The organism is Brevundimonas albigilva, assembly GCF_023573565.1.
Classification (GTDB): Bacteria; Pseudomonadota; Alphaproteobacteria; order Caulobacterales; family Caulobacteraceae; genus Brevundimonas; species Brevundimonas albigilva.
The window spans coordinates 2,888,360-2,911,152 of record NZ_CP097649.1 but is presented as its reverse complement, the minus strand read 5'-3'; the positions used below and the strand labels follow the sequence as shown (position 1 = coordinate 2,911,152).

Genomic DNA, 22,793 nt, shown 5'->3' with positions numbered 1-22,793 from the left:
GTCAGTGCATCGCCTCAAAGTCGGCTGACTTCCGACGTGCCTGCTCCTCGCGGCCGAGCTGGGTCAAAGCCCAGCGGGTCTTTCCGTCGTCGCAGAGAAAGCTGTAAACGAGGCCTTGATCCTGAAGATCTTCCAGAATCTCCTGAACGCTTCGATCTTGATTGGGGTGAGACGTCACTTCATGTCCTTTTCGGTTCGGTGGAATGGAGCTGCCCTGGACGTTCTGGGTCAGCGCCGCGTTGGATGGGGGGGGGGCGGCTCGACGCCGACATCAGGACGTCGCCGCCTATTCCGGTATGCGCAGTGTGTGTTGATGAGCGGACTGGCAACGGACTCGAATGAGCCAGTCGGCGACAGTGTGAGCCGGCCTGCAACTCTGATTTCGCGTGCTCTAGACTAACTCCTTGTTTTCTTTGGCCCGCGCCGGACGGAAGATGAACCAGCGATTGGATTCCGGGTCGCCACGCCCGGCACCGCCAAGGTCCTGATCGGCCACGCAAAAACGCCCGCCGCGCGGGTCAGGCGGGGCAGGCGTCGGACTCGACGACGGACTCAGGCGTCCGGCGGCTGGCAGCGTGGGTTGAGCGCGGCCGGCGCCGCTGACCTGAGGCGGTCTTGCGAACCCTGGCGCTGCGTCAGTGCGTGGGGCAGGTGTCGCGCCGGCGGATGGGCGCAGCTGGCCCGGCCGCGGGCCCGCCCGCCGGCGTGACCCCGCTGTCGTGCAACATCTCGCGCACCACCGGATCGGCCAGATAGTCCGGCATGCCGTGGCCGACCTGACCGGTCACCGGATAATCCTGCAAGACCCGGTAGTGGCAGTCCAGCATCGGCCGCCCGCCTCGGAGGCACCCAGGTCCGTCGGGTTGAAGTTGTCCGCCAGACCGATCCACAGCTTGTTGAGCACATAGTCGCCCGGGTTGACCGTGTAGCGGATGGAAACGAGCCGCCCGGGGAAGGTGCGCGGGACCCAAAGATCATCGACCTTGTCCGGGGCACGGAAGTCCGGCGACCCAATCGCCGGCGCCAGCATCACCACCCGGATCAGCCCGCCGGGCCACAGCGGCGCGGGCGCGAACCGTTCCGTCCGACCCGGGCCAGTCGGGCGGGTAGAAGGTCCCGTTCATGTCGACGTAGGCGCGCGCCGGATCGGGGCCAGCAATCGATTGGGCGTCGCGTCTTCCGGCAGGTTGTGGGCGCAGGCCGTGCACATCAGCACCAGCCTGATCAGCATCGCTCTCAGCATGCACGCCTCCCCAGGTTGCATTGAACGATGACACGCTCTGCGCGATCTCGCCAGACCGTCGTTCGTCGACCTGAGGCTCAGGCTGGCGGCGTCGCGATCCGCAGTCCTGGGCCGTCGGCGTCCGGCGTCAGGAAGGTGATGCCCAAGGCCTGCAGGCCCGCCACCAGGCGCTCGGCATTGACGGTGGTGAGCACCTTTGCGCCGCCGGCTTCGGCCCGCCGCACCGTATTGACGCCCAGGCCTGTGTGCTCCGCCAGCGCATGGACGGACAGGCCGGTGGCGGCCCGCGCCGCCGCCAACTGCGGCCCCGTGGGAGAAAATTGTCCATGTGGGCGATTATTGACCATCAAGAAATCCCGTGATAGCTCGTTCGTTCGTGGGCGCAAACCGCCCACATGGGCAAAGGAGGCCCATTCATTATGTTGTCAGCCTATATGATTCAACCGGCCGGCGTGATGCGCCGCCACATCGACTGCATCCCCGACACGGGCGGGGTCTACGCCTTTTTGCTGGATGACCCCGATGCTCTGACGCCCGCGCTGGATCGTGCGCGGCTCAAACTCGATTCCCTGCGTCTGGGCCGCCGGGCGATCCTGTACCTGGGCGCCAGCGGCGGGTCGTTGCGCCGCCGCGTCAAGGCGCACCTGTCCAACGACACCGGACGCTCCACCTTCCGCATGAGCCTGGGCGCGGTGCTCGCCGAGCAGCTGGACCTGCGAGTCGTGCCCAATCCCCACGTCTCCTACTTCTGGTTCGAGCCGGACGGGGAACTGCGCCTCAGCGCGTGGATCGCGGCCAACGTCTCGGTGGCGGTGCGCGCCTCGGCCGAGGCCATGGTCGAGGAAAAGTCTCTGATCGCGGACGAGAAGCCGTTGCTCAACATCACCGGCCGTCGTCGTCAGCCCTCGGCCGAGACCCTCATGGTCATGCGTCGTGAGATGCGCGGCCTGCCGCTTGATCCCAAGACGCTGAACTAATGACCGGACCCGCCCCCGTGGTCCCCGAGGCGGCGTCCATTGATGTGGAGCGCATGACCACTGACGAGGTCACGGCTTTGGCTCGCATCTCGCGCGCCACCTTGTGGCGTCGCGTCGCCGCCGGCCGATTGCCCAAACCCGTCGATCAGGCGCGGCAATCCCTGTTCCTGAAAAGCGCGGTCGTGAAAGCTCTGGCCGGTGAAGCGAACCGCCCCCACTCCATGGCCGTCGAAACCGAACGTCGTCTGGAGGCGCTGCGGCGGCGCCGGCTCAAAAAGGGTCTTGATTCTGGGAAAGCCCCAGATTAAAGATCAAGCGCAATCTGGGTGTTCCCCAGATTTAACCGCCTCCATTCTGGGTAACGCCCGGAATGGAGGCCCATCTGATAGGAGAAAATCATGAAGAACTATGGACCCTGCGTCGCGGTCCGTCCGCGCCTGGATGGCACGGTGCGCTTTCGCTTCGAGGTAAGGCGCAATCGCCCGGCCGGGTGGCCGGGCTCGCGGCCGATCCTGGTGGATGGCAAGGATGGGATGCGGCTCGGCAATCTGACCGCCGCTCAGGAAGCTCAGATCGAGAAGGCTGCCGAGGCCATGTTCCGCGAGCTGTGCCGCCTGCGCGCCCAGGAGGCCGACGCCCAGACGCTCAAGCCGCCCCAGATCGAGCGGTCCTGGAGCGACCTGATTGAATTGCGCCGTCAACACTCCAACTGGCAGGGGCTGAAGCCGAAGTCGCGTCAGACCTATGCTTCGACCCAGAAGCGGATCGTGGACTTCCTCGGCTGGGACCCCGCCCTTCAGCCCTCGACGGTGCTGGAATCGCAGATCGACAAGATCTTTCTGCAGCGGATCATTAGCCCGCATCGGCGCAAGGCCGCCTATCTGGAAGTGCGTCGCCTGTTGGAAAAGGCGGTGCGCGAGGGCTGGCGCGATCCGGCCCTGACGATCTCCTACAGCGCTCGCCTGCCCAAGCCCAAGCTGAAGACCTGGAGCGCCGACGATCTGCGTTGCGCCGCCACCCAGGCGATCACCGAAGGCGAGTACGGTCTGGCGCGCATGATGTTCGCCCAGTGGGAAATCGGTCAGCGTCTGCAGAACGTGCGCCTGTTCCGCTACGGCTATCAGTACGTCAGCGGCGGCTTCCACTACGAGTGCGTCAAGACGGGTCGGGAAATCCGCATCGGCGTCATCAACGCCCAGGCGCGCCGGATCCTGGACGACGCCTATGAGCACGGCGCCTACATGTTCCCTTACGCCGCGACCGGAAAGCCCTTCACCGGCGTCGAGCTCTCGAAGACCTTCGCCCGCGTGCGCAAGCGTCTGCAGGGCTTCGATCCCAAGCTGCAGTTTCGCCAGCTTCGCCACACCGTGATCCTCGAACTGGCGCTGGCGGGCTGCACCGTTCCGGAGATCGCCACCATCACCGGTCACGAACTGTCCTCGGTCCACCACACGCTGAAACACTACCTGCGGCCGCACAGCGAGATGGCCGACCGCGCCATGGAGAAGCGCGAGCGGCGCCGGCTGGAACAGGTGACCGGCATCAAGGGCGAGCTGATCGTGGAGGGCGTCCGTTCGATCTACATCGGCGATCTGCCGGACGTCGAAAGGCCGATCCTGCTGAGCCAGGAGGCTGCGTGATGAGGGTGCGTCAGACCAATGCCGAAGGCCGGCGCGCGGGCTTGGTCCTGCTAGGGGTAGAGCACGCCATGCAGCGCCTGGAACACCCGGGCATGCACCATGATGTGGACCTCGAAGGCGGCGATCGCCTTGAAGCCGTCGATTGCGGGCCCGCCCGGCACAAACATCATGGTGTGTTCCTCGACCAAAGCGCGGCCGGGCCAGGCCATTGTGATGTAGGCTTCCAGACTGGGGCGATGCATACGCAGGAGGACCGCTGTTCCATGCGGCCAGTCCTCAAGCTCCAGCCCGTCAGTCGTGGCGGGGTAAAGCGGGCCCAGGACCGGCAGCGTGCCTTGTACGCGTGGCGTCTGGGTCGCCAGCTTGGCGCCGGATTCGATGATCGCGGCGACCGCGGTCGCCAGATTGGGCTGGTGCTGGATGGCGTCGACCGTGGCGGGCAGTCCCTTGGGCAGCGGCATCGCAAAGGTCGCCAGCCGCCCGAACTCTCCGGCCGCCGTCGCAGCAGTGCCGCGCCCATCGGAGCCGTAAACCCCCAGCACCAGATGAGCGGCATCCAAGGAGGTCATTTCGGCCGCCCCGCGCCCGCGCTTGGTGGTCTGGATCAGGCCCGCCTCGCGGATCTCGCGCGCCATGTGGTCGATGACGCCCCGGTCGCGCCCGTCGACCTTGGCCAAGGCGTCAACCAGTCCCGGAAGGCTCGCCATCCCATCACTCCTCGCGCGGCTCAGCGCGCCTCCAATCTGCGTATTACACAGAATGAAGGCCGCTGTCGATCCCTTGTCGTCATCAAGAAAGGAGCTCGCCGTGTCTGACTATCAAACCTTCCACGCCGCCTGCCTGGACCCCACGGCGATCGCCGCAACGCCCGGCGACCTGATCATTGCGGCGCGCGAACCGATGGCCCTGATGGGCTTTGAGCCCGATCATCTGGGCATCCTGCCCACCGGCGCCCCGCTGTTCGTCGAGGCGGCGACGCCCTCCTTGCGCGCGTCGGTTCGTCGCCACTGCTTCGGGCTCGGCGCCCCGTCCGCCTTCCGCACCGCGCTCGCCGAACGGATGAGCCTGCCGATGCTTACGCCAGATGAACAGCGCGCCGCCCGGCGCGAGATCGACGCCTGGATCGCCGGCTACACTCTGGTTCGCCTGCGCCCTCACCCGCCGGAAATGACCCCGATTGAAGACCGCATCGGGTGGCTCAACCCCCCGACCGGATCGGGCCGCGACGCACCGGACGGGCAGGGGAGCCGGTGAGCGATGGGTCGCAACATCATCGCCCCGCCTTGCCGCCGCGCGTGCAGGATCGGCCTCACCCTGACCACTGGGCGGAAGAAGAGCCCCTCACTCTCGAAGAAGCCGTTGCGCTGTTCTTTCCCCAAGGCCCGCTCAAGGTCTCGTCGTTGCGCGCCGAAATTCGCCGCGGCAACCTGCGCGCCGCGCGCGTCTCGGGTCGTCTTTGGGTCACCCCGCATGCGGTGCGCTCACTCTTTGAGCTCCACCAATGGGTAGGCCCGCCAAAGGCGCGCGCCTCTACCTCAGGCAGGGCCGGATCGACGGCCGGACCGGACGCACCCTGGCGGCCGTCTACTTCATCCGCGACGGCGCCAAAAACATCAGCACAGGTTGCGGCCCGGAGCGCCTTACGGAAGCTGAAGTCGCGCTCGCGGAGTATTTGACCGCGAAGGCCGCCTCGGTCCGGCCCAAGGACCGGGCGCTCGAGCCCGAAGAGGTGCTGATCGACGAGGTCGTCGCGCTTTATGCGCGCGAAAAGGCCCCTGGCCTTGCGGACCCCAGCGCGGTCAGCGCACGACTGGGCGCCATCCTCGACTGGTGGAGCGGCATGACCCTGGGCGACGTCAGGCGCAGCACCTGCATGGCCTATGTTGCCCACCGCACGGCTCAGCCGATCAAGGCGTTCAAGAACGCCGCGCAGGCACGCAGGGTCAGTCCGGCCGGCGCCCGGCGCGAACTGGAGGACCTGTCGGCGGCGACCAGCTACTGGGACGCCGAGCACCGCCTGACGCGCAAGCCGGTTTTCACCTATCCCAAAACCGCGGCCGGTCCTCGCGATGCCCTGAGCCGTGAACAGGTGGCCGCCATCTTGCGCGCGGCCCGCGGCTGGCGGCTGACGCCGGAAGGATGGCGCGCGACGCCAGTCTCCACCCGGTCCAATCGCGCCCATCTGGTTCGGTTCGTTCTTCTGGGGATTTACACCGGCACGCGGCCAGGCGTTTTGCCCAAGCTGCGTTGGACACCGTCCGACGACAGCGCCTGGGTCGATCTGGAGAAGGGGTGGATCTTCCGGCGTGGGCGCAAGGAAGCCGACAAGCCGACCAAGCGTCGCCCCATGTGCCGCATTCCCAAGCGTCTGCTCCGCCACCTGCGCCGGTGGCGCCGCCAGGACGACATCCTGAACGCCGAGCGGCTCAAGGCGGGCCAGGCGCCGGTCGAGACCGTCCTGCATCATGGAGGTCGCGCGATCCGGGGCCGCATCCGCAAAGGCTACAAGGGCATCGTCGCCGACGCGGGCCTCGATGCCGCCATCACGCCGCACTGGCATCGGCACACGGCGGCGACCTGGCTGATGGAGGCCGATGTGCCGATCCGGCGCGCCGCCCAATACCTGGGCATGACGCCGCGCACCCTTGAAAAGGTCTATGGTCATCACCGGCCGGACTATCAGTCCGATGTCAGCGACGCGTTCGATCGCGGGCGCCGCACTCGCCAGTAGATGTGGCCGCCCTCTAGAGAATCTGGGCGTTCAGGTCGTTGGGCCCAAGATAGACAAGATCGACGCCGCCATCGCGGCTCGTGACCTGAAGAAGGCCGGAGCGCTGAGCGTTCACCCAACCGGCGAGAACGCCGATGTGCTGATAGGCGCTGTCGACGATTTCATCCTCTGACCCGGGCTTTATGCGCAGCGCCTCACCGGGGCGGGGCGCGGCGCCCAGCCACTGAACGCTGGCGCGATGCTCCTGCCGACTCCAGGTCGCGATGCGCTCGGGGCTCAAGCCGCCCAGAAACTCCAGCCAAAGCTCATGGGTTTCGGGTGTCGGCCACGCCGGATCCGAAGTGAGCTCCATGACCTCTGGCGTGCGAGCCCACGCGCGAAGGTCAGAAAGGCTTTCGAAATCGCCACCGCCATCAGCCACCGCAATCTGCGCGCCTGAGCGGGACGTGAAGCCGGCCTGGATCAGGAAGATCGTGTCGCGGTTGAGGACACCAGTCTCGACGGCGCCGGCCGCCACCCCGAGCTCCAGATCGTCAAGCTCGAAGCCCTGCGCCGTCGTATAGCCGATCGCGAGACCGTAGACCCGCACCGACTCCAGCGCCCAAGGCAGCCGATAGAGGAATGCCTCTTCGATGAATTGCAGAGCGTCGCTGTCCTCATCGCCCGCGAAGGCGCTCATCGGTCGACCTTCCAGCCAGCAACGAAGCATATCGCGCCAATTCGGCGGAAGCTTACGGGGCGCAAACGGCGGAATGCCGAATGCGAGGTCCGCAAACGCGGTCAGAGTGTCGATGGCGAGTTCGTCGTCGCGACCGATGATGGCGCCGTTGGCGCGGGTCAGAAGGTCGATCAGTTCATCGCCATGCGCGTCCAGCAGGTGTCCGGTCGCCAGCCCAACCCCCGCCAGGAAGTAACCGCGCCGTTGCCGAGCCGTCGTGTTCGCCCAGATGTACTGCGCCCGCTTGACGAGCGTGTCGCGCATCAACGCCTGCAGCTTTTCGCCGCGACGAGCGAGTCGCCGGCTCCACAATGAACTTGCGAGCGCTGCGTCCAAAGCCGCCTCGATGTCGGCGTCAGCGACTTCTTCTTCGCCCAGCATGCTGAGCAGGGCCGTGTCGAGCGATGTGACGTAGGTGTTCCAGGCGTCCTCCTGTTGCGCCTGTTCTTCCACCGTCTCACCGGCCACAGGCTCGAAGTCCCACTGCGGCATGCCGGCGACGTAGTCGATCAGCGTCTGGGCGTCCTTGGTCCCCAGTTTTGTTTGCATGCGTCGCAGCAAGGTCAGGATCAGGCGTAGCAGCCCGCTCTCCATCTCCCGGCCGGCTGTCTCGTTGACGAGCTCTGTCCAGTCGCGTCGCCGGGAAAACTGCTTGTCGAACATCGGGTAGAGCACGAGGCCCTGCACATCGATGAAGGCGCGCCCCGCCCGGCCGACGATGTTCCTGAACTCGTGAGGCTCGACAATCCCGCTGTGACCGCGCAGACCCTGGAAGACCAGGGTGGTCGCGCTGAGGTTCAGGCCTTGGGCGAGCGTCGGCGAAGACACCGTCACCTTCAAGATACCGTCACGCAGCAGCGCTTCGACCTCGCGCCGATAAGGTGTGGGCAGGGCGCCGTGATGGACGGCGACGCCGAGGCGCAGGCACTGAAGAAGGGGATGGTCGGCGCCCAGCCACTCGGTGCCGATCGCCAGCGCCTTGTTGAGGCGGGGATCGTCCTCCTCGATCAGCGCGCTGAGCAGTTGGCGTTTGTACAGATCGACGATCGTGTCGGCGAACGGTTCAACCGAGCGACGCTGAGGACAATAGATCAGGACCGTCTGACCATCCTCAATCAGACGCCAGGTCGTCGCCAGCACGAGTTCTCGTTGATCGCATGGAAACAGCTTCCTGCGCTGGCCCCGACCGCCGAGCTGCGGCGGCTCGCGCGGTGTCAGGAACTTGGGGATGTAGGGGGTCTCTTCGCCAAGGGTGATGTTGAGCTTGCCGCCGTTGTCGCTCCAGGCCACCTCGCCAAACCGTAGCCTCGTCGGGCGCCAATCCTTGAAGACCAGTCCGTCGGCATGGTCCTTCGACAGCCAGGCGACGAAGTCGTCGAGCTGGTCGTTTTCGGGCAGAACGGCGGAGAGACAGACGATGCGACGCTGATCGGCGTCTGCACGGCGAAGAAGGCGTTGGATCTGCACCTCGTAACGAACTTCGCGTTCGCCTAGGCCGATCGTGTGGCCTTCATCCAAAACGACAAGGCCGACGTCATCCAGCAGGGCGGGATCGTTGCGCAAGGCGAAGTCCAGCTTCTCAGGCGTGGCGACGACGATGTCGCGATCCATCAGCAGCCCGGCGTCGGCTCCACTGACGCCGATGCTGCCGTAGAGTCCCGAGACGGTCTTTCCCAGCGGTCGAAATGTTCGAATGAGAGAGACCTCGGTTTGCGCCGACAGGGCTCGAAGCGGGGTGATGAACATCACGCGCTTGCCCGCGGACAGACAGGCCAGAATGCAAAGCTCTGCGATGCGCGTCTTGCCGGCGCTCGTCGGCAGGGAGACGACCAGATTCTCGTCAATCGCCATCGCCCGCGCCGCAGCGTCGATTTGCGAGGGCCAAAGGTCGATTTCCGCACGTGACCGGCTGTGCAAGGAGGCGATGAAGAGATCGCGCAGGCTGGTCCAATCCGGCAAGCCCGCGGGGCCGGCTTTGGGAAGAACATTGTGGAAGCTACATCCCCACAGCTCTTCGAACAGATGGCGAGCCAAGCGATGCGCCCACCATTGCGGCACCATGTTCAGCGCCTCGGCATCCTCGAGACCCACGCCGAATTGTTCGAGCGCCCGGTCAAGCAATGACCGTTCGCCGCGCTCCAACGCCAGAAGCGCCTCGCTGGTGGCGACCATGAAGCCTTGCGTGAGGACCAGGTCCGCCACCTCGACGACGGCGTCAGACGCCGCGTCGTCTGGATCCTGATCGTCAGGGGCCTCTGCATCCGCCCACGCATCGGCCGGCATGAGGTCTGCAAGCTGTCTCGCAAGCGCCTCGTCGGATGTCCGATCCCCTGTCGTCCAATCGATCACCAACTGATCAAGTCGATCAAGCTGGCGCAGCATCAAGAGCGATAGGGCGCGCTCGACAGGCGCGAGATTGCCCGCCTCGGCGTCGGCGAAAGGCGTCAACAGGGAGAAGGCGCGCGCCGAATATCGGGCGATATGGTAGGCGCCCGCCGCCATCAGCCTGTGGAAGTCCGCTTCAGGACTTTCCGGGCCGTTGGCGACGACCGCCTCCAACGCTTCGGCTGCGGCCGCGCAGGCGGTGCGAGCCAGGTCGTGATCGCCGTCCCCTTCGAGCAAGCGAAGACCTTGCGTCAGCAGGCTGTAGCCGTAGGCCAGCAGGTCGTAGCTCAGGCCCCGCGCGAAGCGCGGACCCCCGTCCGGCACACGGCCATCACGCCAAACCATGGCGCGGGCCTGGCCCTTGGCGAGCAGTTGGTCGCGAAAGCCTTGCTCGGTCGCGCGGCGGACGGCGGCGGAAATCGCGTCGATGTTAGAGGGCATTTGCGATCGCCGTCTCAAACACGTCGCGGATGAAGTTCTGATGTGTCGGAATGCGGAAGTTCACCGCTGACTGACGCACCCCACCGCCATAGGCCTGGAGATCTGTGGTGAGCAGACCGGCCGTAGCGTTGCCGCTGAATGTGAAGAGAAGATGCTCCACCTGATTGAGCGCAACACCGGTATCCAGGGTCGCGTCCTCGATCAGATCGCAACGGTGCTCATCACCCATGTCCAGGTATTTTTCTGCCATGAACGACAGAGCGTGTGGGGTGGGGCGCTGATCTGCAGAGGCGAGCGCGGTGCGCGCATTGGCGATGACGGCGTTGCCCATCGCGGCGCCGCTTTTCGCTTCGCCTTTCAGAAACAGGGCCCGCCCGTTGGCGTCCTCCGCAAGGCCGATCAGATCGTCGCCGCGCATCGCCATGTTGCGGTGATCCTTCCACCGAAGTCGAAACACGCCGATGTCGTAGCTGGTCAGCTCATTGACGTAGGCCGTGCCCAGAATCTCACCCAAGTCGCCCGAGCGGATTTTCTTGTTCGTCGGCAGGCGGGCCTCCAGGACCGCCGCGGCCTGAGGCTTGCCCTTACGGCGCAGGACGCGCGCGAGATATGGCGAGGCGACATAGTGGTCCGGGATGGTCTTGGCGACTTCGTCCACGCCGTCAGCAAGCTGACCCGGCTTGACTGTGATCTCGTGCAGATCGTGCGTGCCGACCTTGCTAGAGGCGACGTCGCACCAGCTGTTAATATTGGCCAAATCTGCCTCCCCGACAGTCTTGCGCATGACGTAAGCGCTACCGTAAGTCGAACCTAGATTGCAATGCGCGCTCTTATAGGTGCGTGTCCGTTCGGTAGAGCCAGTCGGCCGGAAGCCCCATCCGGACGCAGGCGCCCGCAGGCGGGGCGCTGATCAAGGGCAGCCGATCGGCCAGACGCGCGGCCGCGCGCACCATGCTGGCTTGCACAGTCGTAAGGCGCATACCGTCAAGTCCTATGATGTTGCGCACCTCCGGCGGGGGCGCGTCGATCATCACAGCGGTGTTCTTCCCAGATCAGCAGCAGTGGCGCTTCGTTCGTCAGTTGCTAAGCTCGACCTGTATGAAAGGGCCTCGTCTTGGACCTCGCAGAGCTTTCCTGGATCAACCTGTCTGTGCCCGTGGTTGGCGACTTCAGATTGCCGATCTTCTCCGGCGAATTCTCAGATTGGGCAGCCAAGGGCCGGTGGTCCGACGGACAGAGCTTCATGCTCTCTATGCTGACCACGCTCGCGCGGACGCTTCCGGCAGACGGTCAGCTGGACCAGCAGGCGCTCAGCGCCTTGGCTCCAGAGGATGTCGACGCAATCGCCGAGCAGATCATCGACAAAACCGGGTCGTACTTTTTCACCGCTGACTTGAAACTAGCCAAGAACAGGCTGCAACAGACTGCACCGGTGGCGTGCAAGCGTTGCCAGCCGGCTATGGCCTCGGGTGCTGGAGAAGTTTTGACCTGAACCAAGAGACTGTATTTGTTGAGAACTTGCTGAATGCCCGGATGATGCTTCGGGCACAGCAGCCGCTCCCGATCATAAGGCCCGCGTCGTTGACATCGTAGGGGTCACAGGTTCAATCCCTGTCGCGTCCACCATTTTCCCCCGTGAAACCCAGTGCTTGCCACGCGAACGGCTGCGTGGCGTACGTGGATGTCGTCTCGTCCATTGGGCCGGGCGCCCGGCCGTGCTGTCAGGGCGTGAACTGGATGGTGTGTTCGAACGGCGTGTCGATGGGGCGGCCCTGGTCGAGCGCGGGTTCGACGGTCGCGCCGTTCATCAGCGCCAAAGCGGCCGCGCCGAATCCGTGGCCTGGGCGGGTCTCGTCCAGCACGACGCAGTCCGACGCCACGCCGGTCGCCCGGGCGATGCACCGCAGGCGGACGCGCACCGCGTCCTGATCGTCGGTCGCGGATTTGGCCGCGACCAGCGCGTCGGCCGGCTTGTCCGGCGCGCCGCCCACGGTGGGCGATGCGGGCGCAGGGGCGGCGATCAGGGCCAGGATCAGGGCGAGGGGCATGGGGACGGTCTCTTTCCCCTGCATAAGCGCCCAGGCCCGTCGCCCGTTCCCGCCGCCGCCCTTCCGGTCCGCGCCTTTTCGCGCCTTCGTGCGTTGTGCGACCATGAGCGACCGCCCGACCGACCCTGTCACGCCCGACGGCCGATACATGGTGGTGCGTGGCCGGCTGTGGCGGCGGACCGATCCCAGGCTCTCGCCCGAGACACGCGAACGGCGGGTCCGTGACCTGATGGCGGCGCGGCGGTCGGTCCGGGCGGCCCTGGCCGCGCGCGACCCAGACGGTCTGGCGCAGGCGCGTCGCGCCGTCGACCAGGCCAAGGTCGCGCTGGGCGAACGCGGGCCGGTCTGGTGGGACGACGGCGCGCCGGATCTGAACCGGCGAATGGCGCGCAACAGCCCCTATGCGGACTGGTTCGCCGCCTTGGAGGAGACCGCGTGGAACGAGGGCCTGCAGCGGTTCGTGGCGGCGCAGGATCCGGTGTTCGACCGCGCCATGGCCGAACTGGCCGTGGGGCGAAAGACGAGCCACTGGATGTGGTTCGTGTTTCCGCAGGCGAGGTCGCTGGGCCGTTCGTCGACCGCTCGGCTCTACGGCGTTTCTTCCCTGGCCGAGGCGCGGGCCTATCTGGCCCATCCGATCCTGGGCCCGCGGCTGAGCCAGGCCGCGCGGGCGGCCTCGACCGCGCCGGCGGCGTCATTGCGACAGGTGTTCGGATCGCCGGACGATCTGAAGTTCCGATCGTCCATGACGCTGTTCCATGCGGTCGCGCCGGACGAGGCCGTCTTTGGCGAGGCGCTCGCGAGATGGAATCTTGGGCCGGACCCCTTGACGACGGACCGGGTGCGGGCGGCGCGGGCGGGTCCGGATCGTCTCTGAACGATCCGTCCGCGGCGACCCGGCGTGGAGGCCGGCGCGCGGCGCCGGTGGGTACAGAACCGCACAATGGATCGTCAGGGCGCGTCGCGTGTTCAGACGCGGCTATGTCATCGCTCGCCTTTGTCGGCGCCGGCCCGACCACCCTCTACACGCTCGACGCCCTGCTCAGACAGGGGCCGAGAGGCGTGCGCATCACCGTGTTCGAGGCCCAAGCCGCCGTCGGCCTGGGCACGCCCTACCGCCCGGGCTGGAACGACCCGGCCATGCTGTCCAACATCGCCAGCGCCGAGATTCCGCCCCTGACGCAGACCCTGCTGGCCTGGCTCCAGTCCCGGTCGCCGGCTGAGCTCGAGGCGATGGGGGTCGACATCGCGGCCGTCAGCGACCGCGCCTTCCTGCCGCGCCTTGTCCTGGGGCGGTATTTTGAAAGCCAGTTCCAGAGCCTGCTGGACACGGCCGCCAAGGCCGGCGTGCGGATCGACGTTCGCGCCGGCTGCCGCGTCGTCGACGCCGTCAACCGGCCGGACGGCCTGGAGCTCGTGTTCACGTCCCCCGACGGGAAGACGGCCCGGAGCCTGTTCGACCATGTCGTTCTGGCCACCGGCCACCAGTGGCCGTCGCGCCAGGAGGCGCGGCCCGGCTATTACACCAGCCCCTGGCCGGCCCGCGCCCTGGCCGCGGCGCCGCCGACCGACATCGGCGTCCGCGGGTCGTCCCTCACCGCGATCGACACCGCCGTGGCGCTGGCCGCCGCCCACGGCGACTTCGTCCGCGACGGAGAGGCGCTGACCTACAGGCCGGGTTCGGCCCTGCCGGATTTCCACATCACCCTGATGTCCAGAAAGGGCCTGCTGCCGGAGGCCGACTTCTACTTCCCGCTGCCGCACGCCCCGCTCGCGGTCTGCAATCCGGCGGCGCTCGCCGAATTGATCGACCGCCGTCAGCCCGACCTGCTGGACGCCGCCTTCGATCTGTTCCGACGCGAGCTCCTGCGGATCGACCCCGCCTATGCGGAGGCGACGGGACTGGCGCAGGCGACCCTGGAGCCGTTCGGCGAAGCCTATTTCCAGGCGCGCGCCGACGCGGACCCCTTTGTCTGGGCCGAGGCCAATCTCGCCGAGGCGCGGGCCAACCATGCGACGAAGACCACGGTGTCCTGGCGCGACGCCATCCTGCGGATGCACGAACCGATCGCGGCGATCGTCCCCCATCTGAGTGAAACGGACTTCGAACGCTTCAATCGCAGCTTCAAGCCGGTGTTCGTGGACGCCTATGGCGCGGTTCCCCACGAGTCGGTGGAGCGGATGCTGGCGCTGCATCGGGCCGGACGGTTGAGCCTGATCGCCCTCGGCGACGATTATCGGATCGACACCCGGTGTCCCGAAGGCGGCGCGCGCCTGGTCCGGGCCGGGCGCAGCCGGCATTTCCCGGTCTTCATCGAAGCGACCGGCCAGCGCCCCTTGAGCGCCCTCCAGTTCCCTTTTCTCTCGCTGATCGAGCAGGGGATCGTGCGGGACGAGACGGCCGGGGACCCGGGCGGGGCGGGCCGGGGCATCGTCGTCGACGACCTGTTCCGGCCGATCGCCGCCGCCCTGCCGGCGGACCGGCTCTTCTGCCTCAGCCTGCCGTTCATCCTGGGGCGTCACCCCTTCGCGCAGGGCGTCACCAGCTCGCGCGACATGGGCGAGATCGTGGGCCGGCATCTCGGGTGCGTCCTCGCCGCGCAGGGCGGCGCCGTCGACACATGGCCCGCCGTCGCCTAGACGGCGGGACCATGAGACTGTTCGCGATCTACATCGGCGGCGAGCATCCGCGCGCCAACATCGAGGTTCACGACATGCGCTTCGTCGTCGCCGAGACGATCGAGGCCACGCATGGGGCGCTCCTGGCGCAGTGGTGGGGCAAGCCCGGCAGCCTTCACATCGACTGCTGGTCGGAGATCGTCCAGGCGGACGGCTATGCGGTGTCGCTGCGGCCCGAACCGTTCGAGGGGCCCGAGCGTCTCTACTATGTGAACCTGGGCGGCTATGACGGGACGACCTTCGCCGAGCAGCACCGGAACGTCTTCGTGGTGGCCGAGGACCTGGCCGGCGCCAAGGCGCGCGCCATCCGCCGCGCCGCGGGCTGGCGCGACGCCCATCGCGACGACCTTTACGAGGCCGAGCAGGCCTTCGCCCTCGATGCGGCGGCGCAAGGGGAACGCCTGCACATCCACCTGACGCCCAGCCTGATGTCCGACGATCCGGCCTTCGCCTGCCGTTACATGCCCATCCGCTAGGCCGCATTCGACACGCCGGCGTCTGGCTCCGGAAGGCGTCAGGGCCTATATGGCGGGGGATGAGCGATCACACCCACGTCCGTCCCTGGCGCCATATCGAGCGTCGCAAGAGCCGGCAGATCCGGGTCGGGTCGGTGCTCGTGGGCGGCGACGCGCCGATCAGCGTGCAGTCGATGACCAACACGCCGACATCGGACGCGGCGGCGACGATCGACCAGATCCGCCAGCTGGAGGAGGCCGGGGCCGACATCGTGCGGGTGTCCTGTCCGGACGAGGACTCGACGGCGGCGTTCCGCACAATCGCGCGCGCGGCCAAGGTCCCGCTGGTGGCGGACATACACTTCCATTACCGGCGCGGGATCGAGGCGGCCCAGGCCGGCGCGGCCTGCCTGCGGATCAATCCGGGCAATATCGGATCCTCGGATCGGGTGCGCGAGGTGGTGCAGGCAGCCAAGGACCACGGCTGCTCGATGCGGATCGGCGTCAACGCCGGTTCGCTGGAGCGCGAGCTGCTGGAGAAGTACGGCGAGCCCTGCCCCGACGCCATGGTCGAAAGCGCGCTGAACCACGCGCGCATCCTGCAGGACCACGACTTCCACGAGTTCAAGATCTCTGTGAAGGCGTCCGACCCCTTCCTGACCGTCGCCGCCTACCAGCAGCTGGCCGAGGCCATCGACTGCCCCCTGCACCTGGGCGTGACCGAGGCGGGGCCGCTGCGCACCGGCACGATCAAGTCGGCCATCGGCATGGGCTCGATGCTGTGGGCCGGCATCGGCGACACCATCCGGGTGTCCCTGGCCGCCGATCCGGTGGAGGAGATCAGGGCCGGCTTCGACATTCTGAAGTCGCTGGGCCTGCGTCACCGGGGCGTCAACATCATCGCCTGCCCGTCGTGCGCGCGGCAGGGCTTCAACGTCATCGAGACGGTGGCCGTGCTGGAAGAGAAGCTGGCCCATATCTCGACGCCGATGAGCCTGTCGGTGATCGGCTGCGTCGTGAACGGACCGGGCGAGGCCCTCTATACCGACATCGGCTTCACCGGCGGCGGCAAGGGCGCGGGCATGATCTATCTGAACGGCAAGATCGCCCACAAACAGGCCAACGACGGGATGATCGACCACATCGTCGGCCTGGTCGAGGAAAAGGCGGCCCAGCTGGAAGCCGCGCGGGCGGCGCCGCAGGCGGCGGAGTGACGGCGCGCGCGGGGCTTTAGTCCGGGGCCGTCGCCTCGTCGCGCGCCTGGACGTTGCGGGCGGCCATGACCGGATAGAGGCGAATGACGGTGCGGCTGGCCGTCGTCTTGAACAGGGCCGGCGCGACGGCGTGGACCAAGGCCGCGAAGGCCGCGCCGAACAGGGTCGCGGACACGCCCAGGGCCACCCGCGCATGGGCGGCGTAGGATTCCCCGCACGCGCGCGGATGGGACAGGAAAAACGACTTCAGCATCGACACCGCTCCTTTCCGGGGGAAGGGCAGCGTCCCGCCGGACGCGTTCAATGTCTAGTCACGAAGTAGATATTTAGCCGGCGCGCCCTACAGCACCCCGAACAGCCGCAGCGCCTGGTAGCCGGCCGACACCAGGACCACCACGCCGACGCCGTAGGTCAGAGCCTGGCGGGGCGCCACGCGGGCGATGACGCCGGCCAGGGGCGCGGCGGCCAGACCGCCCAGGATCAGCCCCAGGATGGCCGTGGCGTGAGAGGCGAACCCTTCCGCCTGGTCCCAGTGGCCGGTCAGCAAGGCGGCCAGGAAGGTGGCCGAGATGGCCGAGGTGACGAAGAATTCCGCCGTGTTGGTGGTGCCGATCGACATGCGCGGATCCTGGCCCGTCCCCACCATGGTGGTGGTGACGGTGGGGCCCCAGCCGCCGCCGCCGATGGCGTCGAAGAACCCGCCCACTAGGCCCAGCGGAGCCGAGAACTTGATCGGGAAAACCCGCTCGCGCGTCTTCTTGGTGGCGCGCCAGATGATGACCAGGCCCATGATCGACAGATAGGCGGTGATCCAGGGCTTGAGCACGTCGCCGTCCACGCTGGTCAGGACGAAGGCGCCCAGGCCCCCGCCGACCACGCCGCCCAGCGCCAGGGGCGCGAACAGCTTCCAGTTCACATTGCGGTTGGCCGCGTGCGATCCGGCCGAGGCGGCGGTGGTGAAGACCTCGGCGGCGTGAACGCTGGCCGAGGCGGTGGCCGGCGGCACCCCGAACGACAGCAGCACGGTCGAGGAGATGACGCCGTAGGCCATGCCCAGGGCGCCGTCGACGATCTGGGCCAGGAAGCCGACGAGCAGGAACAGCAGGAAGTCTTGCATGGACGCCTCCAGGAGGATGGGGCGAAGGTGAGGTCTAATTCCCTACCGGGTCAATAGGAGAAGAATTGGCGGCCGCCTGCAGAAGGGTTCGCGTCTCGAACACGGCCGCCAGGGCGTCGCGCCCCTCGGTCAGCACCGGCCGCAGCGGGCAGGTCCTTTCGTCGGGGCAGGTCTCGCACGGGCCGGGCGCGGTGCGCGAGGCGCACGGCGCCAGGGCCAGCGGCCCTTCCAGGGCCCGGATCACGTCGGCGAAGGTGATGGCGTCGGCCGGCGCGGCCAGGGCGTAGCCGCCGGTGCGGCCCCGCCGCGAGACCAGCAGACGCCGCCGACGCAGGTCCAGCAGGATGGCCTCCAGGAACTTCCTCGGCGCGCTGGCGGCCTCGGCGATCTCGGCGATGGTCGCGGGGCCGCCGCCGGGCAGGGCGGCCAGGTGGACCATGGCGCGCAGGGCGTAGCGGGACCGGTTGGACAGCATGGCCCGTGATCGCGCGCGCCGGCCCCCGGCGCAAGGCCCCGCCTGCGGTCGCGCGCAGCCTCAGGCCGCCGGGCCCAGCCGCGTCACCGCCTCCAGGATCTGGGCGCCGGTGTACGGTTTCAGCACCAGGGCCTCGGCCCGGTCGGCGTGGCGGGCGGCCAGGGTCACGTCGCCCGAGATGAAGACCACCTGCACGTCCCACCGGTCGGTCAGGTCCGAGGCCAGGTCCACCCCGGTCGCGCCGTCGGACAGGTTGAGGTCCAGAAGGGCGATGTCGATGGGATGCAGGGCGGCCGCCGCCTCGGCCGCGGCCGCGTTGTGGAAGGGGCCGACCACGCGATGGCCCGCCTCGGTCAACAGTTCGGTCAGGTCGGCGGCGGCCTCGGCGTCGTCCTCGACCACCATCACGGTCACGGGATCGCCCGCCGCGGCGGGGGCGTCGTCGTCCCGGCGCGGCGCCTGCCGGGTGACGACGGCGCGCACGTCGCGCCACACCTCGGCCGGGCTGCGGTCGGTGTCCAGGTCGTAGATGGCGGCCATGGCCTTCAGCTCCCTCAGGTCCTCGGGCGACAGATCGCCCCCGGTCTCGGTCATGCGGTCGTCGTAAAGGCGGCACAGGCGTTCGACGGGCGTCGAAGCGGAATGATCGACCATGGCGGCCCCCCGGAGATGGATCGAGGCTCAGCTAGGTCATCGGGCCGGCGGACGGAAGCGGGGTGACGGCATCGTTATCCGCGATCACAATGGCGGCGCCGGGGGTTGATCGCCGCCGGTCATCGACAGGGCGCGGTCCGGCGAGGTAAGGACGCCCCCTTTCCTCAAGCTCAGGTCCTTTCATCCCTTGCGACTGCCCCAGGCCCGTCTCGACCAGGTTCTCGACCGCTTCCACGAGGTGGAGGCGCGGATGGGCGCGGCGACCGACGGGGCCGAGATCGTGCGCCTGTCCAAGGAGCACGCCGAGCTGAAGCCGGTCGCCGACGCGGTCCAGGGCCTGGCGCGCGCGCGGGCCGAGGCGGCCGACCTCAAGGCCATGACCGGCGATCCGGAAATGGCGGCGATGGCCGAGGAGGAGCTGCGCGCCCTGAACGACCGCCTGCCCGAGCTTGAGCGGCAGGTGGCCCTGCTGCTGGCCCCGCGCGACGCCGACGAGAACGCCTCGGCCGTGCTGGAGGTGCGCGCCGGCACCGGCGGGGACGAGGCCGCCCTGTTCGCCGGCGACCTGTTCCGGATGTATTCGCGCTACGCCCAGGACCGGGGCTGGCGGGTCGAGGTCGACAGCGCCGCCGAGGGCGAGGCCGGCGGCTACAAGGAGATCGTCGCCACCGTCACCGGCGAGGGGGTGTTCGGGCGGCTGAAGTTCGAAAGCGGCGTGCACCGGGTCCAGCGCGTGCCCGTCACCGAGGCGGGGGGGCGCATCCACACCTCGGCCGCCACCGTCGCCGTCCTGCCCGAGGTCGAGGACGTCGAGATCGAGATCCTGGACAAGGACATCCGCATCGACACCTTCCGCGCCTCCGGTTCGGGCGGTCAGCACGTCAACAAGACCGACTCGGCGGTGCGGATCACCCACCTGCCGACGGGCATCGTGGCCACCAGCTCCGAGAAGTCGCAGCACGTGAACCGCGACAAGGCGATGAAGAACCTGCGCGTGCGGCTGTACGACATGCAGCGCCAGGCCAAGGACGCGGCGCGGTCCGACGCGCGCAAGTCCCAGGTCGGCTCGGGCGACCGCTCCGAGCGCATCCGCACCTACAACTTCCCGCAGGGGCGCGTGACCGATCACCGCATCGGCCTGACCCTGCACAGCCTGCCGCAGATCCTGGAAGGCGACCTGGACCCGGTCCTGAACGCCCTGATCGCCGAAGACCAGGCCGCGCGCCTGGCGGACCTGGAGGCCGAGTTCGCCTGAGGCGGGCGATCCGCCGCTCACGCGAAAATGAGCGGTGACGCCGGCCTCGGGGGGCTAGGACTGTCGGCATGAAGTTTCGGGCTGGGGTCATAGCGGCGGCGGCGGCCGGTGCCCTGCTGACGGTCGGATCGGCCGCGCAGCCGGCGGGCGCGCGTCCCGAGCGGCCGCGCGTCGTCCTGCGCGGCGCCGCGCCGGTGGTGGTGGAGCTGTTCACCGCCCAGGGCTGCGGCGGCTGCGTCGACGCCAACGCCACGGTCGAACGGGCGGCGGCGGGGCCGGGCGTGATCGCCCTGACCTACGGCGTCGACTACTGGGACTATCTGGGCTGGCCCGACACCTTCGCCCAGCCGGCCTTCGGCGAGCGCCAGAGGGCTTACCGCGCCGCCCTGCACCAGCGCGGCGTGTCCACGCCCCAGGTGGTCATCGACGGCCGCCGCCAGGTCTCGGGCGCGCGCGGCCTGGAGCTGGAGGCCGCCATCGTCCAGGAAGCGTCGCGCCAGGTCTGGCCCCCCGAGATCGAGTTCCGCGAGACCGGCGACCGCGTCGGCGTCGGCTCGGGCCGGGCCCCCGCCGGCGGCGCCGAGGTGCTGGCGGTGACCTACACCCCCGGCGTCCAGACGGTGGAGGTGCGCGAGGGCGAGAACCGCGGCCGCACCGTGCGCCACGTCAATGTGGTGCGCGAGGTCACGCGCCTGGGCGAATGGCGCGGCCGCCCGATGCTCTACGCCCTGCCCCAGACGGCGAACGGCGACGCCGTGGCCGTTCTGATCCAGGGCAAGACGGACCGCCGCATCATCGGCGCGGCGGTGAAGGACTAGAGATCGTCAGGTGCGGGTGATGGTGACGCCGCCATCGACCAGCATGGCCGATCCCGTCACGAAGCTGGACGCCTCCGACGCCAGGAACAGGGCCGCGCGGGCGATCTCCTCGGCGGCGGCCATCCGTTTCACCGCATGCAGCTGTTCCACGAAGGCGACGATCTCCGGCGTCGTGGCGAAGGCGCGGCCGGCCTCGGTGTCGACCCCTCCCGGCAACAGGCAGTTGCTGCGCAGACCGCGCGAACCGAACTCCGCCGCGATCACCCGCGAAAGGCCGATCAGGCCCGCCTTCGCGGCGGCGTAGGCGCCCATGCCCGGCATTCCGACCGAATGGCCGACGAAGGTGGAGGTGAAGATCAGCGACCCGCCGCCCCGCGCCAGCATGGCGGGAATCTGCGCCCGGGCGCCCAGGAACGATCCCGTCAGATTGACGTCCAGCGCGGCGGTCCAGTCGGACAGCGACAGGTCGGGCACGGCGGCGTTCGTCCCGATGTCGCCCGCGTTGTTCAGGGCGATGTCCAGGCCGCCAAAGACGTCCGTCGCCGTGCAGACCAACCGATCCGCCAGGTCGGGATCACGCACGTCCCCGGCGACCGGGACCACCCGGCCCCCTTCCTGGCGGATGGCGTGGGCGACGGCGTCCAGTCGGTCGTCCCGTCGCGCCGAGATGACGACCGCTGCGCCGGAGGCGGCGAACAGTCGGGCGGCCGCCGCCCCGATGCCGGAACTCGCGCCGGTGACGATGGCGACCTTGTCGGCCAGCAGAGGGTGGGTGAGCATGGAAACCTCCTGATGTGTGGAGGCTTCAGCGTGCGGCGCCGATCCGGGCGTGTCTGGCGACGTTCGGACCCCTCAATCGACGTCAGGCGCCCGCCGTCTTCGCGAACGCCCAGGCGGCGTCGCTGAGGGGGCCGACCTGGGCGGCCATGGTCTTGGCGTGGGCGCTGGCGGCCGTGCCGTCGCGGACGCGGCCGGCGATGCCCTGGCAGATGGCCGCCAGGCGGAACAGGTTGTAGGCGTAGAGCCAGTCCAGGTTGGCCGGGCGCAGGCCCGTGGCGGCGGCGTAGCGGTCGACCGTCTCCTCGACCGACGGAATGCCCAGGGCCTGAAGGTCCGCGCCGGCCAGGCCGTTGCGCAGGCTGGCGGGAATGGCCCAGGCGATCAGCAGATAGGAGAAGTCGGCCATCGGATCGCCCAGGGTCGACAGCTCCCAGTCCAGCACGGCGCGGACCTGGGGCGCGTCCGGCGCCAGGATCATGTTGTCCAGGCGGAAGTCGCCGTGGACGATGCGGCTGGGGCCCTCGGGCGGCAGGCTGTCGGGCAGGAAGGCGATCAGCCGGTCCATCGCCGGAATGGGTTGGGTCTCTGACGCGCGATACTGCTTGGTCCAGCGGCCGACCTGGCGGGCGAAGTAATTGCCGGCCTTGCCATAGTCGGCCAGGCCGATGGCGGCGGGGTCGAAGGCGTGCAGCCGCGCCAGCGCATCCGTCTGGGCCTCGTAGATGGCGCGCCGCTCGGCCGGGGCCAAGCCGGGCAGTTTCAGGTCCCAGAAGACACGCCCCTCGACCTTGTCCATGACATAGAACATCGAGCCGATGACCGCATCGTCCGTACACAGAGCGTAGGGCCGGGCCACCGGGAAGTCCTGGGCGCTCAAGGCCGAGATGACGGTGAACTCGCGGTCCACGGCGTGGGCGCTGGGCAGCAGCACGCCCGGCGGCTTGCGCCGCAGCACATAGGCGCCGCCGGGGGTGGTCAGCTCATAGGTGGGGTTCGACTGGCCGCCCTTGAACTGGCGCACCGTCAGGGGGCCGGCGTAGCCCGGGACGTTGGCCGTCATCCAGGCGTCCAGCGCCGCCTCGTCCAGCCGATAGCGGGGATCGACCTCGCGCGTGCCGGAAAAGGCGTCCTGCGGGTTCATGGCGGCGGCGTCGGTCATCCTG

At 68.3% G+C, this 22,793-nt stretch carries 27 protein-coding genes; 12 read left to right on the top strand and 15 right to left on the bottom strand.

The genetic code is table 11. The features are described 5' to 3' along the window. Position 1: 1 nt before the first annotated feature. The 5 genes from M8231_RS14510 to M8231_RS14495 form a co-directional block, all read right to left on the bottom strand. On the bottom strand, positions 2-178 hold the full coding sequence (locus M8231_RS14510; RefSeq protein ID WP_250201783.1) for a hypothetical protein: 177 nt from the start codon (positions 176-178) through the stop codon (positions 2-4). A 457-nt stretch (positions 179-635) separates the two neighbouring features. Then, positions 636-788, bottom strand: coding sequence for a hypothetical protein (locus tag M8231_RS14505; protein WP_250201782.1), 153 nt, complete (start codon positions 786-788; stop codon positions 636-638). Beyond that, positions 785-1,036: a hypothetical protein gene (locus M8231_RS14500; RefSeq protein ID WP_250201781.1), complete on the bottom strand. Its 252-nt coding sequence runs from the start codon at positions 1,034-1,036 to the stop codon at positions 785-787. The genes M8231_RS14505 and M8231_RS14500 overlap by 4 nt, the downstream gene beginning before the upstream one ends. 84 nt (positions 1,037-1,120) lie before the next feature. Then, positions 1,121-1,243: a hypothetical protein gene (locus tag M8231_RS16950; protein WP_284150793.1), complete on the bottom strand. Its 123-nt coding sequence runs from the start codon at positions 1,241-1,243 to the stop codon at positions 1,121-1,123. 77 nt (positions 1,244-1,320) lie between these two features. Continuing rightward, the gene (locus M8231_RS14495; RefSeq protein ID WP_250201780.1) at positions 1,321-1,590 is read right to left on the bottom strand and encodes a helix-turn-helix domain-containing protein; all 270 of its coding nucleotides are present in this window, start codon (positions 1,588-1,590) and stop codon (positions 1,321-1,323) included. 72 nt (positions 1,591-1,662) lie between these two features. Between M8231_RS14495 and M8231_RS14490 the strand changes: the two genes are divergently transcribed. The 3 genes from M8231_RS14490 to M8231_RS14480 all read left to right on the top strand — a co-directional run bounded on the left by M8231_RS14490 (position 1,663) and on the right by M8231_RS14480 (position 3,860). Further along, entirely contained in the window at positions 1,663-2,220 is a 558-nt protein-coding gene (locus M8231_RS14490) for a GIY-YIG nuclease family protein (RefSeq protein WP_250201779.1), read from the top strand. Next, positions 2,220-2,528: a helix-turn-helix transcriptional regulator gene (locus M8231_RS14485; RefSeq protein ID WP_250201778.1), complete on the top strand. Its 309-nt coding sequence runs from the start codon at positions 2,220-2,222 to the stop codon at positions 2,526-2,528. The genes M8231_RS14490 and M8231_RS14485 overlap by 1 nt, the downstream gene beginning before the upstream one ends. 90 nt (positions 2,529-2,618) lie before the next feature. Then, on the top strand, positions 2,619-3,860 hold the full coding sequence (locus M8231_RS14480; protein WP_250201777.1) for a site-specific integrase: 1,242 nt from the start codon (positions 2,619-2,621) through the stop codon (positions 3,858-3,860). A gap of 50 nt (positions 3,861-3,910) precedes the next feature. Here the strand turns inward: M8231_RS14480 and M8231_RS14475 are convergent, their stop codons facing one another. Further along, on the bottom strand, positions 3,911-4,567 hold the full coding sequence (locus M8231_RS14475; RefSeq protein ID WP_250201776.1) for a hypothetical protein: 657 nt from the start codon (positions 4,565-4,567) through the stop codon (positions 3,911-3,913). Positions 4,568-4,619: 52 nt separating this feature from the next. On the opposite strand from M8231_RS14475, the gene M8231_RS14470 reads away from it, so the two are divergent. Further along, positions 4,620-5,114 carry a hypothetical protein gene (locus M8231_RS14470; protein ID WP_250201775.1) on the top strand — a complete coding sequence of 165 codons (495 nt, stop codon included), beginning with the start codon at positions 4,620-4,622 and terminating at the stop codon, positions 5,112-5,114. A gap of 247 nt (positions 5,115-5,361) precedes the next feature. Continuing rightward, entirely contained in the window at positions 5,362-6,591 is a 1,230-nt protein-coding gene (locus tag M8231_RS14465; RefSeq protein ID WP_250201774.1) for a tyrosine-type recombinase/integrase, read from the top strand. A 13-nt stretch (positions 6,592-6,604) separates the two neighbouring features. Here the strand turns inward: M8231_RS14465 and M8231_RS14460 are convergent, their stop codons facing one another. Beyond that, entirely contained in the window at positions 6,605-10,135 is a 3,531-nt protein-coding gene (locus M8231_RS14460) for a DEAD/DEAH box helicase (protein ID WP_250201773.1), read from the bottom strand. Continuing rightward, positions 10,125-10,919 carry a Hachiman antiphage defense system protein HamA gene (locus M8231_RS14455; RefSeq protein WP_250201772.1) on the bottom strand — a complete coding sequence of 265 codons (795 nt, stop codon included), beginning with the start codon at positions 10,917-10,919 and terminating at the stop codon, positions 10,125-10,127. Before M8231_RS14455 ends, M8231_RS14460 begins: the two co-directional genes overlap by 11 nt. A gap of 330 nt (positions 10,920-11,249) precedes the next feature. Between M8231_RS14455 and M8231_RS14450 the strand changes: the two genes are divergently transcribed. Then, complete coding sequence (locus M8231_RS14450; protein ID WP_250201771.1) at positions 11,250-11,627, top strand: hypothetical protein; 378 nt, start codon at positions 11,250-11,252, stop codon at positions 11,625-11,627. 229 nt (positions 11,628-11,856) lie between these two features. Here M8231_RS14450 and M8231_RS14445 read toward each other — a convergent pair whose 3' ends face one another. Continuing rightward, a complete protein-coding gene (locus tag M8231_RS14445) occupies positions 11,857-12,183 on the bottom strand; it encodes an energy transducer TonB (RefSeq protein WP_249749391.1) in 327 nt (108 codons plus the stop codon). Between the two features lie 103 nt (positions 12,184-12,286). On the opposite strand from M8231_RS14445, the gene M8231_RS14440 reads away from it, so the two are divergent. The 4 genes from M8231_RS14440 to ispG all read left to right on the top strand — a co-directional run bounded on the left by M8231_RS14440 (position 12,287) and on the right by ispG (position 16,531). Further along, a complete protein-coding gene (locus tag M8231_RS14440; RefSeq protein WP_249749392.1) occupies positions 12,287-13,060 on the top strand; it encodes a DUF1810 domain-containing protein in 774 nt (257 codons plus the stop codon). 104 nt (positions 13,061-13,164) lie between these two features. Next, complete coding sequence (locus tag M8231_RS14435; RefSeq protein ID WP_250201770.1) at positions 13,165-14,823, top strand: FAD/NAD(P)-binding protein; 1,659 nt, start codon at positions 13,165-13,167, stop codon at positions 14,821-14,823. 11 nt (positions 14,824-14,834) lie between these two features. Then, entirely contained in the window at positions 14,835-15,338 is a 504-nt protein-coding gene (locus M8231_RS14430; RefSeq protein ID WP_249749395.1) for a DUF1543 domain-containing protein, read from the top strand. Positions 15,339-15,397: 59 nt separating this feature from the next. Next, entirely contained in the window at positions 15,398-16,531 is a 1,134-nt protein-coding gene (gene ispG / locus M8231_RS14425) for a flavodoxin-dependent (E)-4-hydroxy-3-methylbut-2-enyl-diphosphate synthase (RefSeq protein WP_250201769.1), read from the top strand. 16 nt (positions 16,532-16,547) lie between these two features. On the opposite strand, the gene M8231_RS14420 is transcribed toward ispG, so the two are convergent. The 4 genes from M8231_RS14420 to M8231_RS14405 all read right to left on the bottom strand — a co-directional run bounded on the left by M8231_RS14420 (position 16,548) and on the right by M8231_RS14405 (position 18,777). After that, complete coding sequence (locus M8231_RS14420; RefSeq protein WP_249749396.1) at positions 16,548-16,784, bottom strand: DUF6356 family protein; 237 nt, start codon at positions 16,782-16,784, stop codon at positions 16,548-16,550. An 87-nt stretch (positions 16,785-16,871) separates the two neighbouring features. After that, entirely contained in the window at positions 16,872-17,648 is a 777-nt protein-coding gene (locus tag M8231_RS14415; protein WP_249749397.1) for a sulfite exporter TauE/SafE family protein, read from the bottom strand. A 34-nt stretch (positions 17,649-17,682) separates the two neighbouring features. Continuing rightward, complete coding sequence (locus tag M8231_RS14410; RefSeq protein WP_249749398.1) at positions 17,683-18,123, bottom strand: RrF2 family transcriptional regulator; 441 nt, start codon at positions 18,121-18,123, stop codon at positions 17,683-17,685. 60 nt (positions 18,124-18,183) lie between these two features. Continuing rightward, positions 18,184-18,777: a response regulator gene (locus M8231_RS14405; RefSeq protein ID WP_249749399.1), complete on the bottom strand. Its 594-nt coding sequence runs from the start codon at positions 18,775-18,777 to the stop codon at positions 18,184-18,186. Positions 18,778-18,964: 187 nt separating this feature from the next. On the opposite strand from M8231_RS14405, the gene prfA reads away from it, so the two are divergent. Together prfA and M8231_RS14395 are read left to right on the top strand one after the other, a co-directional pair. Beyond that, a complete protein-coding gene (gene prfA / locus M8231_RS14400) occupies positions 18,965-20,032 on the top strand; it encodes a peptide chain release factor 1 (protein ID WP_249749400.1) in 1,068 nt (355 codons plus the stop codon). Between the two features lie 68 nt (positions 20,033-20,100). Beyond that, positions 20,101-20,850 (top strand): DUF1223 domain-containing protein, encoded by a 750-nt coding sequence (locus M8231_RS14395; RefSeq protein ID WP_250201768.1) that lies wholly within the window; start codon positions 20,101-20,103, stop codon positions 20,848-20,850. Positions 20,851-20,856: 6 nt separating this feature from the next. Here the strand turns inward: M8231_RS14395 and M8231_RS14390 are convergent, their stop codons facing one another. Together M8231_RS14390 and M8231_RS14385 are read right to left on the bottom strand one after the other, a co-directional pair. After that, the gene (locus M8231_RS14390; protein WP_249749401.1) at positions 20,857-21,630 is read right to left on the bottom strand and encodes an SDR family oxidoreductase; all 774 of its coding nucleotides are present in this window, start codon (positions 21,628-21,630) and stop codon (positions 20,857-20,859) included. An 82-nt stretch (positions 21,631-21,712) separates the two neighbouring features. Further along, positions 21,713-22,789: a phosphotransferase family protein gene (locus tag M8231_RS14385; protein ID WP_250201767.1), complete on the bottom strand. Its 1,077-nt coding sequence runs from the start codon at positions 22,787-22,789 to the stop codon at positions 21,713-21,715. Positions 22,790-22,793: the final 4 nt, after the last annotated feature.